This is a genomic window from Streptomyces sp. NPDC004539, from assembly GCF_040610055.1.
Lineage (GTDB): Bacteria > Actinomycetota > Actinomycetes > Streptomycetales > Streptomycetaceae > Streptomyces.
In genome coordinates this window covers 123,686-139,225 of record NZ_JBEXLS010000017.1, presented here as the reverse complement: position 1 = coordinate 139,225, position 15,540 = coordinate 123,686, and the positions used below count along the sequence as shown (strand labels likewise).

The 15,540-nt window shown below is 73.4% G+C and carries 12 protein-coding genes; 10 read left to right on the top strand and 2 right to left on the bottom strand.

Features of this window, described 5'->3' with window-relative positions:
* Positions 1-24: 24 nt before the first annotated feature.
* The gene (locus ABZX85_RS30970; RefSeq protein WP_355875673.1) at positions 25-1,398 is read right to left on the bottom strand and encodes a glutamine synthetase family protein; all 1,374 of its coding nucleotides are present in this window, start codon (positions 1,396-1,398) and stop codon (positions 25-27) included.
* A gap of 225 nt (positions 1,399-1,623) precedes the next feature.
* Here ABZX85_RS30970 and ABZX85_RS30965 point away from each other — a divergent pair, with 225 nt between their 5' ends.
* Genes ABZX85_RS30965 through ABZX85_RS30955 form a run of 3 tightly spaced genes read left to right on the top strand, consistent with a single transcriptional unit; the run spans position 1,624 to position 4,583 of the window.
* Positions 1,624-3,063 (top strand): APC family permease, encoded by a 1,440-nt coding sequence (locus ABZX85_RS30965; RefSeq protein WP_355875670.1) that lies wholly within the window; start codon positions 1,624-1,626, stop codon positions 3,061-3,063.
* Positions 3,060-3,854 carry an SDR family oxidoreductase gene (locus ABZX85_RS30960; protein WP_355875667.1) on the top strand — a complete coding sequence of 265 codons (795 nt, stop codon included), beginning with the start codon at positions 3,060-3,062 and terminating at the stop codon, positions 3,852-3,854. The genes ABZX85_RS30965 and ABZX85_RS30960 overlap by 4 nt, the downstream gene beginning before the upstream one ends.
* A 6-nt stretch (positions 3,855-3,860) precedes the next feature.
* On the top strand, positions 3,861-4,583 hold the full coding sequence (locus tag ABZX85_RS30955) for an SDR family oxidoreductase (protein ID WP_355875664.1): 723 nt from the start codon (positions 3,861-3,863) through the stop codon (positions 4,581-4,583).
* Positions 4,584-4,587: 4 nt separating this feature from the next.
* Here ABZX85_RS30955 and ABZX85_RS30950 read toward each other — a convergent pair whose 3' ends face one another.
* Positions 4,588-7,251: a family 78 glycoside hydrolase catalytic domain gene (locus ABZX85_RS30950; protein ID WP_355875661.1), complete on the bottom strand. Its 2,664-nt coding sequence runs from the start codon at positions 7,249-7,251 to the stop codon at positions 4,588-4,590.
* A 234-nt stretch (positions 7,252-7,485) separates the two neighbouring features.
* On the opposite strand from ABZX85_RS30950, the gene ABZX85_RS30945 reads away from it, so the two are divergent.
* The 7 genes from ABZX85_RS30945 to ABZX85_RS30915 all read left to right on the top strand — a co-directional run bounded on the left by ABZX85_RS30945 (position 7,486) and on the right by ABZX85_RS30915 (position 15,402).
* Positions 7,486-8,496, top strand: a complete 1,011-nt coding sequence (locus ABZX85_RS30945; protein ID WP_355875658.1) for a LacI family DNA-binding transcriptional regulator — start codon at positions 7,486-7,488, stop codon at positions 8,494-8,496.
* Positions 8,493-9,458: a 2-hydroxyacid dehydrogenase gene (locus ABZX85_RS30940; protein ID WP_355875656.1), complete on the top strand. Its 966-nt coding sequence runs from the start codon at positions 8,493-8,495 to the stop codon at positions 9,456-9,458. Before ABZX85_RS30945 ends, ABZX85_RS30940 begins: the two co-directional genes overlap by 4 nt.
* The gene (manD, locus tag ABZX85_RS30935) at positions 9,455-10,678 is read left to right on the top strand and encodes a D-mannonate dehydratase ManD (RefSeq protein WP_355875653.1); all 1,224 of its coding nucleotides are present in this window, start codon (positions 9,455-9,457) and stop codon (positions 10,676-10,678) included. The genes ABZX85_RS30940 and manD overlap by 4 nt, the downstream gene beginning before the upstream one ends.
* 2 nt (positions 10,679-10,680) lie before the next feature.
* Positions 10,681-12,177 (top strand): mannitol dehydrogenase family protein, encoded by a 1,497-nt coding sequence (locus ABZX85_RS30930; RefSeq protein ID WP_355875650.1) that lies wholly within the window; start codon positions 10,681-10,683, stop codon positions 12,175-12,177.
* Positions 12,178-12,323: 146 nt separating this feature from the next.
* Entirely contained in the window at positions 12,324-13,712 is a 1,389-nt protein-coding gene (locus ABZX85_RS30925; RefSeq protein ID WP_355875647.1) for an MFS transporter, read from the top strand.
* On the top strand, positions 13,709-14,365 hold the full coding sequence (locus ABZX85_RS30920; RefSeq protein WP_355875644.1) for a bifunctional 4-hydroxy-2-oxoglutarate aldolase/2-dehydro-3-deoxy-phosphogluconate aldolase: 657 nt from the start codon (positions 13,709-13,711) through the stop codon (positions 14,363-14,365). Before ABZX85_RS30925 ends, ABZX85_RS30920 begins: the two co-directional genes overlap by 4 nt.
* 14 nt (positions 14,366-14,379) lie before the next feature.
* On the top strand, positions 14,380-15,402 hold the full coding sequence (locus ABZX85_RS30915) for a sugar kinase (RefSeq protein ID WP_355875642.1): 1,023 nt from the start codon (positions 14,380-14,382) through the stop codon (positions 15,400-15,402).
* Positions 15,403-15,540: the final 138 nt, after the last annotated feature.

The following is a 15,540-nucleotide window of genomic DNA, read 5'->3' as shown; positions in this document are numbered from 1 at the left end:
TCGGTTCTCCTGTGGGAAAGGGGCTCAGAGCATCCACGAGTACTCGTGGAACTCCCAGTCCGTGACGGCCCGTTCGAAGCGGGCCAGCTCCTGCCGCTTGAGCGCGCAGTAGACCTCGGTGAACCGCTCGCCCAGCGCGTCCGCGAGCACCTTGTCGCGCTCCAGCGCTTCGAGGGCCGCGCCGAGCGAGGCGGGCAGTCCCGGACCGGCGTCGCCCCGGTCGCCCGAGATGGGCGGCGGGGGAGCGAGGTCGCGTTCGACGCCGTCCAGCCCGGCGGCGAGCAGGGCGGCGAGGGCGAGGTAGGGGTTGCTCGCGGCGTCGCCGATCCGGACCTCGACCCGGGCGCCGGGACCGCGCTCGGGCGGAATCCGGGCGTAGGCGAGCCGGTTGTCGTACCCCCAGGTGGCGTGCGTGGGGGCGAGGGAGCCCTCGGCCGCGAGGCGTTTGTAGGCGTTGACGTTGGGGTTGAGGACGGCCATCAGCGCGGGCGCGTGATCGAGCAGCCCGGCGACGAAGGACCGCGTCAGCGGCGTGAGCCCGTCGCCGGTGCCGTCGTCGTCGCTCGCGAAGAGGTTCGTGCCGGACGCGTCGGTGAGCGACAGGTGGGTGTGGCTCCCGCTGCCCGCCCGGTCGGCGAACGGCTTGCCCATGAACGTCGCCCGCATCCTGTGCCGGGCGGCGAGCTCCTTCACCGCGTACTTGAAGAGGAAGGCCCGGTCGGCGGCGTCGAGGGCCGGGCCGTGCGAGTGGTTGATCTCGAACTGGCCGCCGCTGAACTCCTGGATGCCGCCGTGCACGCCGAGGCCGAGGGCACGGCACTCGCGGATCAGCAGGGGGAGCATGTCGTCGGGGTCGTAGAGGGTGCCGACGACGTATCCGGACGTGTCCCGGTCGAGGTAGGCGCGCCAGCCGTGGGCGGCGGCCGGGTCCTCGCGCAGCAGGTAGAACTCCAGCTCCGGGGCCACCACGGGATGCAGGCCCAGGGCCAGCGCGCGGTCGATCTGGCGGCGCAGCAGGGAGCGGGGGTCGAAGCGCAGGGGGGTGCCGCCGGCGGCCGGGTCGGTGACCTCGGCGAGCAGGAAGGCGGTGCCCGGCAGCCAGCCGGGGCGGAACAGCGTGCCCGGGTCGATGCGGGCGTCGGCGTCGGGCCAGCCGCTCCCGTCGGACTCGGGGCCGCGCAAGGGGTTGCCGCCCAGGTCGGTGACCATCGCGGCCTGGCAGAACGCCACCCCGTGCCCGGCGAACCGGGGGAGTTCGGCGGCGGCGAGCTCCTTGCCGCGTGCCACGCCGTGCAGATCGCTCCACAGGACGCGGACGAGGTCGACGCCGTGGGCCGTGAGGTCGGCGGCGAGCGCGGAGAGCTGCTCGGCGGTGGCGTGCGGGGGGTGCTGGGACACGGAACTCCTCCGGCCTCACGGAATCATTTGGTGTCAAACAATAGGCCGGGCCGGGCCGCCCGGCAAGCAGTGGATTCCCGTCGGTCCCGCATGCGCCGGGCCTCTTGTCGGCGAGCCCGCGGACGCATAATGTACGGGCCCAAACGAAGGGGCTGCTCCGTCTGACCAGCCTGTCATCCCCCGAGCCGGTGAGCACGCTCCCGGCGATCCCGGATGGAGCGATCCATGTCGCACCAGACCGCACCACCCAGCGCCGCCCCCGAGACCCCCTCGGCGACCGGTTCGCTCACCCTCACCGACGTGGTGGCCCAGTCCGTCGGATTCATGGGCCCGGTCTTCTCCGTCTCCGTCCTGCTGCCCATGCTCGTCGGCGTCACCACCGCCACCGGCAACGGCGCCGGCGCGGCAGCCCCCCTCTCGGTGCTGCTCGGCACCGTCGGCATGCTCGCCATCGGCTGGATCGCCGCCACCTACGCCCGCCGCATCCGGGCCGCCGGCTCCCTCTACAACTACGTCACCGAAGGGCTCGGCACCCGGGTCGGCGCCGCCGCCGGGTACGTCTACTACCTGGGCGTCCTCCTCCTCGGCGCCGGGATCGCCGTCCTCATCGGCGGCACCCTCCACGACGACCTCAAGGCCGAGTTCGGCTTCGACGCCGTACCGGCCTGGGGGTGGCAGCTGGTGATCCTCGCCGTCCTCGCCGCCGTCGTCCACATCGGCGTCCAGGTCTCCGTCAAGGTCCAGCTCGCCCTCGCCCTGGTCTCCATGGGCGTCCTCGCGGTGTTCTTCGTGTACGTCATCGTCAAGGTCGGCGACGGCAACAGCCTGACCGCGTTCAAACCCTCCAGCTCCGCGCAGGGCTGGAGCGGCATCGCGTTCTCCGTGATCTACGGCGTCCTGCTGTTCACCGGCTTCGAATCGGCCGCCAACCTCGCCGAGGAGACCGCCGACCCGAAACGGTCCATCCCCCGCGCGGTCCTGATCTCCCTCGTCGCCTCCGCCGTCTTCTTCCTCCTCGGCTGCTACGCCCAGATCGCCGGCTTCCACTTCGACGTCGCCGCCGTCGCCGAGAACGCGGGCGCCCCCCTCGTCGTGCTCGCCTCGCCCGGCGCGTACGGCACGACCTGGGTGGCCCGGCTCGTCGAACTCGTCATCCTGCTCGACATGCTGGCCGTGTACATCGGCGTCTCGGTCGCCGTCACCCGGGGCGTGCTCACCATGGCCCGCGACGGCTGGCTCCCCAAACCCCTCACCAAGGTCAGCGCCCGGCGCGGCACCCCGGTCGGCGGCACCCTGATCGTCTGCGGCCTCTACCTCGTCGCGATCCTGGTCAGCCAGGTCTTCCCGCGCGGCGTCGCGGTCCCCGGCCTGCCCGACTACTTCAGCTGGTACGCCTGGATGTCCGCCTTCGGGATCTTCTGCCTCGCCGCCATCTACCTCGCGATGTGCCTGGGCGCCCCCCGAGGACTCGCCGGACACGTCGGCGCCCCGAAGGTGTGGGCCGCCACCGTGATCGGTGTGGTGATCACCGGCGGCGCCCTGTTCGGGGCCGTCTACAAGGTCCCGGAACCGACGATCTCCGCCGCCTACGCGGCGATCGGCCTCATCGTCGTCGCGATCGCGGCCGGGTTCACCGTACGCCCCCGGCCGCTGGAGACGGTGTGAGCGCCGTCCATCTCGTCGCCGGCGCCAGCAGCGGGATCGGGGCCGCCGTCGCCGCCGGCGCGGCGGCCTCGGGCGCCCGGGTCGCCGTCTGCGGACGCCGGCGCGCGCCCCTGACAGCGGTCGCGGACGACTGCGGCGCCACCGCGTACGTCGCCGACGTCACCCGCCGCGCCGACGTCGAGAAGCTGATCGCCGACGTCGTCGCCGACCACGGCCGGCTGGACGGCGTCGTCGCGAACGCCGGGATCATGCGGGCGGGCGGCCTCCTCGACCTCACCGACGAGGACTGGGACGCCACCCTGCGCACCAACCTCACCTCCGTCTTCCTGCTCGCCCGCGCCGCCCTCCCGCACCTCGCCCGCACCGGGGGCGCCTTCGTCACCGTCGGCTCCGTCGCCGGCCTGCGCGCCCCCTCCGGGATGGCCGCCTACGCCGCCTCCAAGGCCGGCGCCGCCATGCTGACGACCACGATCGCCGCCGAGTTCGGCCCCCTCGGCGTCCGCGCCAACACCGTCTGCCCCGGCTGGACCCGCACCGAGATGGCCGACGAGGAGATGCGCGAGTTCGGCACCCCCCTCGGCCTGTCCGCCGACGAGGCGTACGAGCAGGTCACCGCGCTCGTCCCGCAGCGCAGGCCCGCCGAGGCCCGGGAGATCGCCGACGCCGTGCTGTGGCTCCTCGGCCCGCACTCCTCCTACGTCAACGGCGCCACCCTCACCGTCGACGGCGGCACCACGGTCGTCGACCCCGGCGCGGTGCCCTTCGACTTCGCCCTCACCCCCAGGACCTGAACCGACATGGACCTACGACTCACCGGACGCGCCGCCCTGGTCACCGGAGGCGCCAGCGGCATCGGCCGCGCCACCGTCGACGCCCTCACCGCCGAAGGCGTCACCGTCACCGTCCTCGACCGGGCCGCGCCGCCCGCCGACCTGCCGCCCGGCGTCCGCTGGCACACCGGGGACGTCACCGACGAGGACGCGGTGGCGGCGGCCGTCCGCCTCGGCGGCCCGCTCGACATCGCCGTCGGCTGCGCGGGAATCTCCGGGCCGATGGGCAAGGCGGCGGCCGACATCACCCGCGAGGAGTTCTCCCGCACCGTCGAGGTCAACCTCACCGGCCAGTTCCTCCTGGCCAAGCACGCCTCCGCCGCCATGCCCGACGGCGGCTCGATCGTCTTCGTCGCCTCCGACTCGGCGTTCGTGGCGGCGCCCGGCATGGTCGCCTACTGCGCCTCCAAGGGCGGTGTCCTGATGCTGGCCAAAGCCCTCGCCACCGACCTCGAACCCCAGGGCGTCCGCGTCAACTGCGTCGCCCCCAGCATCGTCGACACCCCCATGTCCCGCACCGACCTCGGCCTCGCCGAGACCGGCTTCACGGGCCTGCCCTTCCCCGTCCACCAGCCGGAGGACATCGCCGCCGCCGTCTGCTTCCTCGCCTCCGACCTGGCCCGGGGCGTCAACGGCACCGCCCACGTCATGGACTTCGGGGCACTGGCGAGGTCGTCGTTCCCCGCGTGAGCGGTCAGCGGTAGACGTGGGTCCCGGGGCGGGCGCGGAAGATGCGGCCGTCGGGCAGGACGACGTCCGCCTCCGTGCCCGGCGGCACGGTCACGGTCAGCTCGAAGACCCCGTCCGGGGTGATCCGCCAGGCGGAACGTGCCGTGCCGTACGGGGTGTCCAGCGACGCCTCGGCCCGGGTGAGACGCCCGCCGGGCCGGGGCCGTACGGAGAAGCGGCGGTGGCCGGCGCTGTCCGGGGCGGGGTCCTCGGGGGCGCGCAGGCCGGCCGTGTGGGTGTGCAGGAAGCTGATGACGGCGCCCTTGCTGTAGTGGTTCAGGGAGGCGTGCGGGCGGCCCTGCGCGTCGATGCCGTTCCACTCCTCCCAGATCGTGGTGGCGCCGCGCTCCAGCATGGTCATCCAGGACGGTTCGCCGTCGCGCAGCAGCAGTTCGTAGGCGACGTCGAGGTGGCCGTGGTCGGCCAGGACGGGCAGCAGGTACGGGGTGGCGAGGAAGCCGGTGCCGATATGGGTGTCCGCCGCGCGGACCAGGTCCACCAGACGGGCGGCGGTCGCGGCGCGCAGCGGCTCCGGGACGAGTCCGAAGGCCAGCGCGCGGACGTAGGTGGCCTGCGTGGCGGGGGCCGCCGGGGAGAGTGAGCCGTCCGCCGCGAGGAACTCGGTGCGCCAGGCGTCCAGGACCCGCGCGGCCAACTCCGCGTAGCGGACGGTGTCTTCGAGGTGGCCGGTCAGTTCGCTGATCCGGGCCAGCAGGGAGGCGGAGCGGTACAGGTACGCCGTGGCGACCGCGCCCTGGTCGGCCGTGCGGAAGGCGTCCTGGTCGGCGCCGGGCTCGCACCACTCGCCCCAGTGGAAGCCGCCGTCCCACAGGTACCGCTCGTGCGGGGCGGGTTCGGGGCGGCGCTCGACGCGTGTGGGATGCCGGCGGCTGCGGGCGCGCCCGGCGGCGAACTCGACCCAGCGGACCATCATGGGCCGGAACTCCTCCAGCACACCGAGGTCCCCGTACACGCGGTACAGCTCCCACGGGACGACGACACAGGCGTCACCCCAGCCCGAGGAGCCCGCGAACCGGTCCAGGAGGCCGGCGTCGAGATGCTGGGCCGCGCTCCCGCCGGGGTCGGGGGCGAAGTTGTTCAGGCAGCCGTCGTCCCACTGGTCGGCGGCGAGGTCGCGCAGCCACTTCACGGAGAAGCCGGCCACGTCGTACAGGAACGCGGCGGTCGGGACGTAGAGCATCCAGTCGCCCGTCCAGCCGGCGCGCTCCCGCTGGGGGCAGTCCGTCGGGATGTCGCAGGCGTTGCCCCGGAAGGATCGGACGGCGATGTCGTGGAGCCGGTCGAGACGCTCGTCGGAGCAGCTGAACGTGCCGGTGCGGCGCAGGTCGGTGTGGACGACCGCGCCGGTCGCGTCGGCCGTCGACAGGGGGCCGGCGGCGCCCTCGACCCGGACGTACCGGAAGCCGTGGGAGGTGTGCCGGGGTTCGAACACCTCGCCCGCGCGGCCGGCCGGGCGGACCGTGTCGACCTGGCCCGCGTCCAGCAGGCCGCCGGTGAAGAAGTCGACGCCGCGCAGGTGTTCCGTGGTCAGGTCCCCGTCGGCGTCGAGGGCCTCCCCGTGGGTCAGCGTCAGCTCGCCCTCCTGGACGGGCAGCGCCAGCCGGAGGCGGCCGTTGACGTTCTGGCCGAGGTCGACCAGGTGGGCGCCGGAGGGCAGGGGAGCGACCGACACCGGCGCGATCTCCTCGACGACGCGCATCGGCGGGGCGGGGGAGGCGGTCAGCCGGGCGAGGTCGGCGTACAGCGCGCCGTCCGCCTCCTCGGCCTTCGCCCAGCCGGCCGTGTCGAATCCGGGCGCCGACCAGCCGGGCAGGGCCCGCCGCAGGTCGTGGCGTTCGCCGTCCATCAGATCGGCCGCCGTGATCTCCGCCGTCGCCGAGCGCCACCCGCCGTCGGTGCCCACGACGCTCACCGAGCCGTCGGTGTGCTCGATCCGCACCTGCGCGAGGAACGCCGTACGCGGGCCGAAGCCGTCGGCCATCCGCATCGCGCCGGTCCGGCCCCGGAACCAGCCGTCCGACAGCACCGCGCCGAGGACGGCCTCGCCCTCGGTGAGGAACTCGGTGACGTCGTAGGTCTGGACGTGGAGGTGCGTCCGGTAGGCGGTGTAGCCGGGGGTGAGTTCGAGGTCGCCGACCCGCCGGCCGTTGAGGTACGCCTCGTAGACGCCGTGCGCGGTGGCGTACAGGCGGGCGCGGGCCACCGGTGCGGGGACGGTGAACGTGCGGCGCAGCAGGTGGGCCGGACGTCCGCCCGGTTCGCCCGGCGCGGATTCCGACGGTTCGATCCAGCGGGCGGTCCAGTCGGCCGGGTCCAGCAGCCCCGCCTCCCACCAGGAAGGCGCCGACCAGCCGCTCTCGCCCGCGTCCGTCCAGACTTTGACCTGCCACTCGACGCGTTCGCCGGACCGGGTGGCGGGGCCCTCGAACGGGACGAGGACCGAGCGGTCCGACTCGACGCGCCCGGAGTCCCAGGTGCCGGTGCGGACGCGGTGGGCGAGCTGGACGCGGCTGCCGGCGGGGAGCGTCCAGGAGAGGCGGGGGCGGGGGAGGTGGAGGCCGAGAGGGGTGTCGAGATGCTCGACGCGCAGGCGGACGGGGACGGACACGGGGGCGGCTCCATGAGGAAGGACGTGCGGCGGTGCCGAAACCATAAACTCGAACACTGAATATCGCTAGGTATTCGCGGTGCGGACTTGCCGGAGAGTGACCCGGCGATCGACGTTGCACAACCATTGACAAGCTTGCGCAACCTTGCCGACGATGGCGGTACGCCGATCGGGCGTCACCGGTGAACCCCGGTGGCGCCCGGCGAGCGCCCCCGACGGAAACGGAGTGGCAGCGTGGCCCCGACCCTGACCGATGTGGCGAAACGCGCGGATGTCGCGCTCTCCACAGCCTCCCGCGCGTTCAGCGACCCCCAGCGCCTGGGCCCGGAAACCTTGCGCAAGGTCCTGCAAGCGGCCGAGGAACTCGGCTACGAGCCGACGCCGCCGCGCCCCGCCGAGGCACCCCAGGACTCCGCGACCGTCGCCGTCGTCGTCCCGGACATCGCGAACCCGGTCTTCGGGACCTTCGTCAAGGCGGCCCAGACCCAGGGCTGGCACCACCGGCAGACGATCGTCCTCGCGGACACCGACTTCGACCCGGACCGCGAGCGGGAGGTCATCACACACCTCGCCGCCAGATCGGCCGGACTCGTCGTCTGCTCGCCCCGCCTCGACTCCCAGGACGTCCTGGCCCTGTGCGGGGACACCCCGGTCGTCCTCGTCAACCGCGAGAGCACCACCGCCGACTGCGTCCTGGCCGACGCGAGCGACGGACTCCGGCAGGCCGCCGAGTACCTCGCCGCCCTCGGCCACCGCCACCTCGCCTACGTCCAGGGCTCCCAGCACTCCTGGTCCAACAGCCACCGCGTCGACGCGGCCCGCGCCCAGGCCGAACAGGCGGGGCTGCGCCTGGAGGTCCTCGGCTGGCAGTCCGAGACCGTCGCCGGCGGCATCGCGGCGGCGGCGGGCGTCATCGCCTCCGGCGCCACCGCCGTCATCGCCCACAACGACCTGGTCGCCCTCGGCGTCATCGCGGGCGCCCGCCAGCTCGGCGTCCGGGTCCCGGAGGACCTCAGCGTCGTCGGCATCGACGACATGCCCCTCGCGGCCACCGCCCACCCCGCGCTCACCACCATCGCCGTCCCCATGGCCCGCGCCGGCTCCCTCAGCCTGGAGCTGCTCGCCAAGGCCGTCGCCGACGAACACCACCGGCCGCGCACCCTGCGGCTGCCCACCCAGCTCGTCGTCCGCTCCTCCACCGCCCAGCCCGACCTCGCCCGCACCGCGACCCGGGAGGGCGCGTGAGAGGGCTCACGGTCGTCGTCGCCGATCCCCATCTGCGGCGGCTGCGCGAGGAGTTCGAGGCCGCGATGCCGCCCGGCACCACCGTGCGCTGGCCCGAGCCCGAGGAGACGGCCGACGCCCTGACGGACGCCGACGTCCTCGTCTCCGGGACCTGCCCGGCCGCCCTCGCACGGGCGGGCAGCAAACTGCGGCTCGTCCACGCGGCGGGCGCGGGCACCGACGGCATCGACGTCACCGCGCTCCCGCCGGGCACGCTCGTCGCCAACACCTTCCACCACGAGGACGCGATCGCCGAGTACGTCGTCGCCGCGACGATCCTGCTGAGGCGCGGCCTCATCCGCCAGGACGCGGCGCTGCGGCGGGGCGAGTGGGAGGCGCCGTCCTACCCCGGCCTCCTCGGCGAGGCCACCGTCGGGTTCGTCGGCTTCGGCCACATCGGCGCGAGGACCTGGCAGCTCCTGCGTCCCTTCGGCACCCGGGGAGTCGCCGTCACCCGGCGCGGCCAGGCCGACGCCGTCACCGAACACCTCGACCGGAGCGGCGGCATGGCCGACCTGGACGCCCTCCTCGACACCTCGGACGTGGTCGTCGTCTCCGTCCCGCTCACCCCCGGCACCACCTCACTCATCGCGGCGAAGGAGCTGGCACGCATGAAGGACACGGCGATCCTGGTCAACGTGGGCCGGGGCCGGGTCGTCGACGAGGACGCCCTCTACGACGCCCTGCGCGACGGCGCCATCGGCGGCGCCGCCCTCGACGTCTGGTACGACTACCCGGACCCCGGCGGACACGGCCGCCCCAGCAGGCACCCCTTCCACGAACTCCCGAACACCCTGATGACCCCGCACTCCTCGGGCCTCGCCCGGCAGACCTTCACCCGCCGCACCCAGGACATCGCCGTGAACGTCCGACGCCTCGCGGCGGGCCAGGACCTCAGCGACGTCGTGGCGGTGGCCCGATGAGCAAACCGGACTCGATCGTCGCCGCCGACGTCCTGGTCACCAGCCCGGGACGCAACTTCGTCACCCTGAAGATCACCACCGCGCAGGGCCTGACCGGCTGGGGCGACGCCACCCTCAACGGCCGCGAACTCGCCGTCGCCGCCTACCTCCGCGAACACGTCGCACCCCTCCTCATAGGCCGCGACCCGGCCCGGATCGAGGACACCTGGCAGTACCTCTACCGGGGCGCCTACTGGCGGCGCGGACCGGTCACCATGACGTCCGTCGGCGCCGTCGACCTCGCCCTGTGGGACATCAAGGGCAAGACCACCGGCCAGCCCGTCCACCAGCTCCTCGGCGGCCCCGTCCGCGACCGCGTCCTCACCTACACGCACGCCACCGGCTGGGACACCCACCAGCTCCTCGACTCCGTCGACGCCCGCCGCGCTGACGGATTCCTCGCGATCCGCGCCCAGATGGGCGTCCCCGGCCTGGACACCGTGTACGGCGTGACCTCCGGCGCCGCCGGCTACGAACCCGCCGGCCGGGGCGCCGCCCCCGCCCAGGAGACCTGGGACACCGCCGCCTACCTGCGCCACGCCCCCGGCGTCCTCGCCGCCGTCCGCGACCACACCGGCCCCGGACTGCACCTCCTGCACGACTCCCACCACCGCCTCACCCCCAACGAGGCCGCCCGGCTGGGGAAGGCGCTCGAAGACGTCGACCTGTTCTGGCTGGAGGACGTCACCCCGGCCGAGAACCAGGAGGTCCTGCGGCACGTCCGCCGGCACACCACGACACCGCTCGCGATCGGCGAGGTCTTCAACACCGTCTGGGAGTGCCAGACCCTCGTCACCGAGCAGCTCATCGACTACGTCCGCACCTGCGTCACCCACGCCGGAGGCATCAGCCACCTGCGCAGGATCGCCGCGCTCGCCGACGTCTGGCAGGTCAAGCTCGGCCCGCACGGACCCTCCGACGTCTCCCCGGTCGCCCTCGCCGCCTCCCTGCACGTGGGGCTCGCCACCCCCAACTTCGCCATCCAGGAGTACATGGGGTACGACCCCCTCGTCCACGAGGTGTTCCGGCACGACTGGAGCTACGCGGACGGCCATCTCCACCCCGGCGACGCGCCCGGCCTGGGCGTCGAGGTGGACGAGGAACTCGCCGCGCGCTTCCCCTACGAGCCCGCCTACCTGCCCGTGGCGCGACGGCGCGACGGCTCGATGACGGACTGGTGAGCATGACTGCGCCCACTCTGCCCCGCCTCGACGCGCGCAGTACACCCGGACGGTCGCTGCTGCACCGGCGGACCGGACTGGAGACCGGGATCGTCCACCTCGGGCTCGGCAACTTCCACCGCGCGCACCAGGCCGTGTACACCGCCGCCGCGCTGGAGGCGGCCGACGGGCCCTGGGGGATTCTCGGGGTCGCCAACAGTTCGGCGCGGGTCGCGGAGGCGATGCGGGAGCAGGACTTCCGATACTCGGTGGTGGAGATCGAGCCCGGCGCGGCGCGGATCGTCGTGCCCGGCGTGCACACCGGCGCGCTGGTCGCCGCGCGGCGGCCGGAGGCCGTGGTGGAGGCGATCGCGGCGCCGGGGACGCGGGTCGTGTCGCTGACCGTCACCGAGCACGGGTACACCTTCTCGCCGCGCACCGGACGGCTCGACCTCGACCATCCGGACGTCCGCGCCGATCTGCGGGGGGAGGGGGCGCCGCGCAGTGTCGTGGGGCGGCTGGTGCGGGGGCTGCAACGCCGGCTGCGCGGGGGCGCCCCGCCGGTGACCGTGCTGAGCTGCGACAACCTGTCCGGGAACGGGGACCAGACGGGGCGGCTGGTCCGGGAGTTCGCGGCGGCGCTGCCGGCCGCCGAGAGTGGTGAACTGGCTGAGTGGCTGAACCACTCGGCCACGTTCCCCAACACCATGGTCGACCGGATCGTCCCGGCCACCACCGACGCCTACCGGGACGTCGTCGCCGACCGCCTCGGACTGCGCGACGACGCCGCCGTACCCGCCGAACCCTTCACCATGTGGGTCCTCGAAGACAGGTTCACCGCCGGCCGGCCCGCCTGGGAACACGCCGGAGCGCTCTTCACCGACGACGTCGAGCCCTACGAACTCCTCAAGCTGCGCCTGCTCAACGGCACCCACTCCCTCATCGCCTACCTCGGCGCCCTCGACGGACAGGCCACCGTCCCCGAGGCGATCGCCCGCCCCTTCGTCGCCGACGCCGCCCACAGCGTCCTGCACGACGACTACCTCCCCACACTGACCGTGCCCGACGACATCGACCCCGACGCGTACGTCGCCCAGCTCTTCGACCGCTGGGCCAACTCCGCCCTGGGCCACCGCACACGACAGGTCGGCTCGGACGGCTCCGTCAAACTCCGCCAGCGGGTGCCCGAACCGGCACTCCACCACCTGAGCCGAGGGCGGCTCCCGCACCATCTCGCCCTCACGGTCGCGGCCTACCTGTGCTGCATGGCGCCGCCGCCCGGCCTCGACGCCGGACCGCACGCCGCCGACATGTCCGACCCGGCGCGAGCGGGGCTGCGCGAGCACGCCGAACGCGCCACGTCCACACGGGACTTCGTGGCCGCCGTCCTCGACGAGGGACTCCTCGGGGACGGGCTGCGCGAACACCCCGCCTTCACCGAACGCGTCGCCGACTTCGTCGACGTGATCACCCGGCACGGAGCGGCGGCGGCAGCGGCCGAGGCACGCACGGCCGCGTAGCAGCCGCCCGTCCGCTCCCTCACTCTTCTTTCTCCACAGCGCCGCTCAGCGCTCCCTCATGCCGCTTTCCCGCCGGCTCCGGCATCTCCCCACCTCCACGTCCCCCACCGTGCAGAGGGCCCATCCCATTCAAGGAGGCATGGCTGATGGACACTCCCACCGGATCACTCACGAACGACACCACCCCACCCGCTCCCGCCGACCCCACCCCCGCCGACCCCCGCGCGATCCGCCGCGCGGCCTGGGCGGGGCTCGTCGGCACCGCCCTCGAACAGTACGACTTCGTCATCTACGGCACCGCGTCCGCACTCGTCTTCGGCGACCTCTTCTTCCCCGACGTCTCCCCGGCGGTCGCCCTCCTCGCCAGCTTCGCCGCCTACGCCGTCGGCTTCGCGGCCCGCCCCCTCGGCGGACTGTTCTTCTCCCGCTTCGGCGACCGCCTCGGCCGCAAGTGGATTCTCATCACCACCCTGTTCCTGATGGGCGTCTCCACCTTCGCCATCGGACTCCTGCCGACCTACTCCCAGGTCGGCGTCCTCGCCCCGGCGCTGCTGGTCCTGTGCCGGTTCTTCCAGGGCTTCGGCGCCGGCGCCGAACAGTCCGGCGGGGCCACCCTGCTCACGGAGACGGCCGCCGTCGGACGGCGCGGCCGGTTCGCCTCACTGGTCATGACCGGCGCCGCGCTCGGCACCGTGATGGGCGCCGCCGCCTGGATACTCGCCCAGAGCCTGCCGGACGACCAACTGATGAGCTGGGGCTGGCGGCTGGTGTTCGCCAGCAGCCTGCTGGTGACCGTCGCGGCCGTCGTCATCCGGCGCAAGCTCGTCGAGAGCCCCGTCTTCGAGGATCTCAAGCGCCGCCAGGAGAAGCCGAAGTCGCCGGTCAAGGAAGTCTTCCGGCACGGCAGGAAGCCCATGCTGCTCGTGCTGTTCATGAACGTCGGGATCAGCTCCCAGTCGTACACGTACCAGGTCTTCATGGCCTCCTACCTGGTCACCACGGTCGGCGTCGACGCCTCGCTCGTGCCCAAGGTCCTGATGATCGGCGCCGCGTGCGGCGGTCTCGCAGCGATCGGGTTCGGCGCGCTGTCCGACCGGGTGGGGCGCAAACCGGTGTACGTGTCCATCCTCACCGCCCTCGTCCTGCTCCCCGGACCGTCCTTCGTCGCCCTCGACACCGGCTCGCCCGTCGCCATCACCGTCACGATGATCATCGGGTTCGTCCTCGCCGGACAGGGCGCGGTCGGGGTCCAGATGAGCTACTTCCCCGAACTCTTCGGCAGCCGCTACCGGTACGCCGGCGTCACCCTGGGCCGGGAGTTCTCCTCCGTGCTCGGCGGCGGCGTCGCCCCGCTGATCTGCGCCTCCCTCCTCACCGCGTTCTCCGGCTCCTGGATACCCGTCGCCGCGTACATGACCCTGATGACGGTCATCAGCCTCGCCGCGTCCTTCCTGGCCCCGGAGACCCGCGACCGTGACCTCACCCGCCCCGACGACGCCACCGCGCCGGCCCCCGACGGAAAGAGCACCCCGTGACGACCCTCGCACCCGACCGGACCCCGCCCGGCGAGACACTGCGGCGTACGGCGGTGGTGGCCGTACTGCGCGCCGGCTCACCGCGCCGTCTCGCCCCGGTGGCCGAGACCCTCGCCGAGGCGGGCGTGCTCTGCCTCGAACTGACGCTGACCACGCCGGGGGCGCTGGAGGCGATGGAGTCCCTGCGCGGCTCCCTCGGCGACGAGGTCGATCTCGGGATGGGGAGCGTGCGCTCCGCCGAGGAGGCCCGCCGGAGCCTGGACGCCGGAGCCGTCTTCGTCGTCTCGCCAGGCTTCCATCCCGGTGTCGTCGCGGCGGCTCGGGAGGCGGCGACTCCCGTCTATCCGGGCGGACTCACCCCCACCGAACTCGCCTTGGCCTGGGAGGCGGGTGCCTCGGCGGTGAAACTCTTCCCCGCCTCCACGGTCGGCCCCGCTCATCTCGCGGCCTTCCACGGGCCCTATCCGGAGATTCCGGTGCTGCCCACCGGCGGGATCGCCGTCGAGGACGTCGGCACCTGGATCAGGGCCGGGGCGATCGCGGTCGGGCTCGGGGGTCCCCTCGTCGGGGACGCGCTGGCCGGGGGCGACCTGCGGGCGCTCGCTGGGCGGGCGAGGCGGGCGCTGGAGGCGGTCGAGGGGGCGCGGGCGTGAGGCGGGGAGAAGGTGTGCGCGGGAGGAGCGGGACTGTCGGGGGCGGCGCCGGTATGGGTCGGCGGGGCGGTACCGCCGAGGGCGGAGAAGGTGTCGGCGGACGTGTCGTCACCCTCGGCGAGACCATGGGGCTGCTGGCCGCCACCACCGTCGGTCACCTCCGGCACGTCCCCCACATGGCCCTCGGCATCGGCGGCGCCGAGAGCAACGTCTCCGTCGCCCTGGCCCGCCTCGGCACCGACGTGACCTGGATCGGTCGCGTCGGCGCGGACTCCCTCGGCGACCGCGTCGTTCGCGAACTGACAGCCGAGGGCATCGACGTCCGGGCCGTCCGCGATACCGGGGCGGCGACGGGGCTGATGCTCAAGGAACGGCTGCCCGGGGGAGCGGTCAAGGTCTGGTACTACCGCTCCGGATCGGCGGGGTCCCGGCTGGAGCCGGACGACATCGATCCCGAACTCGTCGCCGGGGCAAGGCTGTTGCACGTCACGGGAATCACCCCGGCGCTGAGCGGACGTGCGGCGGCGGCCGTGTCGTACGCGGTTGACACGGCTCGGGCGCACGGGGTGACGGTCTCCGTCGACCTCAACTACCGCTCCGCGCTGTGGCCTCCCGAACAGGCCGCACCGGTGCTCCGAGAACTGGTCGCCCGAGCGGACCTGGTCTTCGCCGGGGACGACGAGGCCGCGCTCGTCGTGGGGGAGGGGACACCGGAAGAACTCGCCCTGAAACTGGGCGAGCTGGGCCCCTCCACCGTCGTCATCAAACTCGGCGCCCAGGGCGCGTTGGCCTCGGTCGACGGAGTCGTCCACCGCCGGCCCGCCGTCCCCGTGGAAGTGGTCGACTCCGTGGGCGCCGGAGACGCGTTCGTCGGCGCTTACCTCAGCGAACTGGTCGCCGGAGCGGAACCGAAACGACGCCTCGACACGGCGGCCCTCGCCGGCGCACTGCTGTGCACGGTCCCCGGCGACTGGGAGGGCATGCCGGACCGGGCGGTGCTGGAGGGGTGGAGGGGGGTGGGGGAGGTGGTGCGCTGAGGAGCGGGGGCCGAGGAGCGGGGGCCGAGGTGGTCATAAAGGCGTGGCGCTCGGTCGGCAAGGGAGTTTCCGCTGTCGAAACGGAGTAATGTCGGCCAGATTCGCTTCTGAGCCGTCTGGTGGTGCGCGGATCGACTT

Bases quoted from the DNA above. Each gene is read 5' to 3' on its own strand.
- ABZX85_RS30965 (WP_355875670.1), top strand. From the start codon at position 1,624: ATGTCGCACCAGACCGCACCACCCAGCGCCGCCCCCGAGACCCCCTCG.
- ABZX85_RS30925 (WP_355875647.1), top strand. From the start codon at position 12,324: ATGGACACTCCCACCGGATCACTCACGAACGACACCACCCCACCCGCT.
- manD (WP_355875653.1), top strand. From the start codon at position 9,455: ATGAGCAAACCGGACTCGATCGTCGCCGCCGACGTCCTGGTCACCAGC.
- ABZX85_RS30955 (WP_355875664.1), top strand. From the start codon at position 3,861: ATGGACCTACGACTCACCGGACGCGCCGCCCTGGTCACCGGAGGCGCC.
- ABZX85_RS30930 (WP_355875650.1), top strand. From the start codon at position 10,681: ATGACTGCGCCCACTCTGCCCCGCCTCGACGCGCGCAGTACACCCGGA.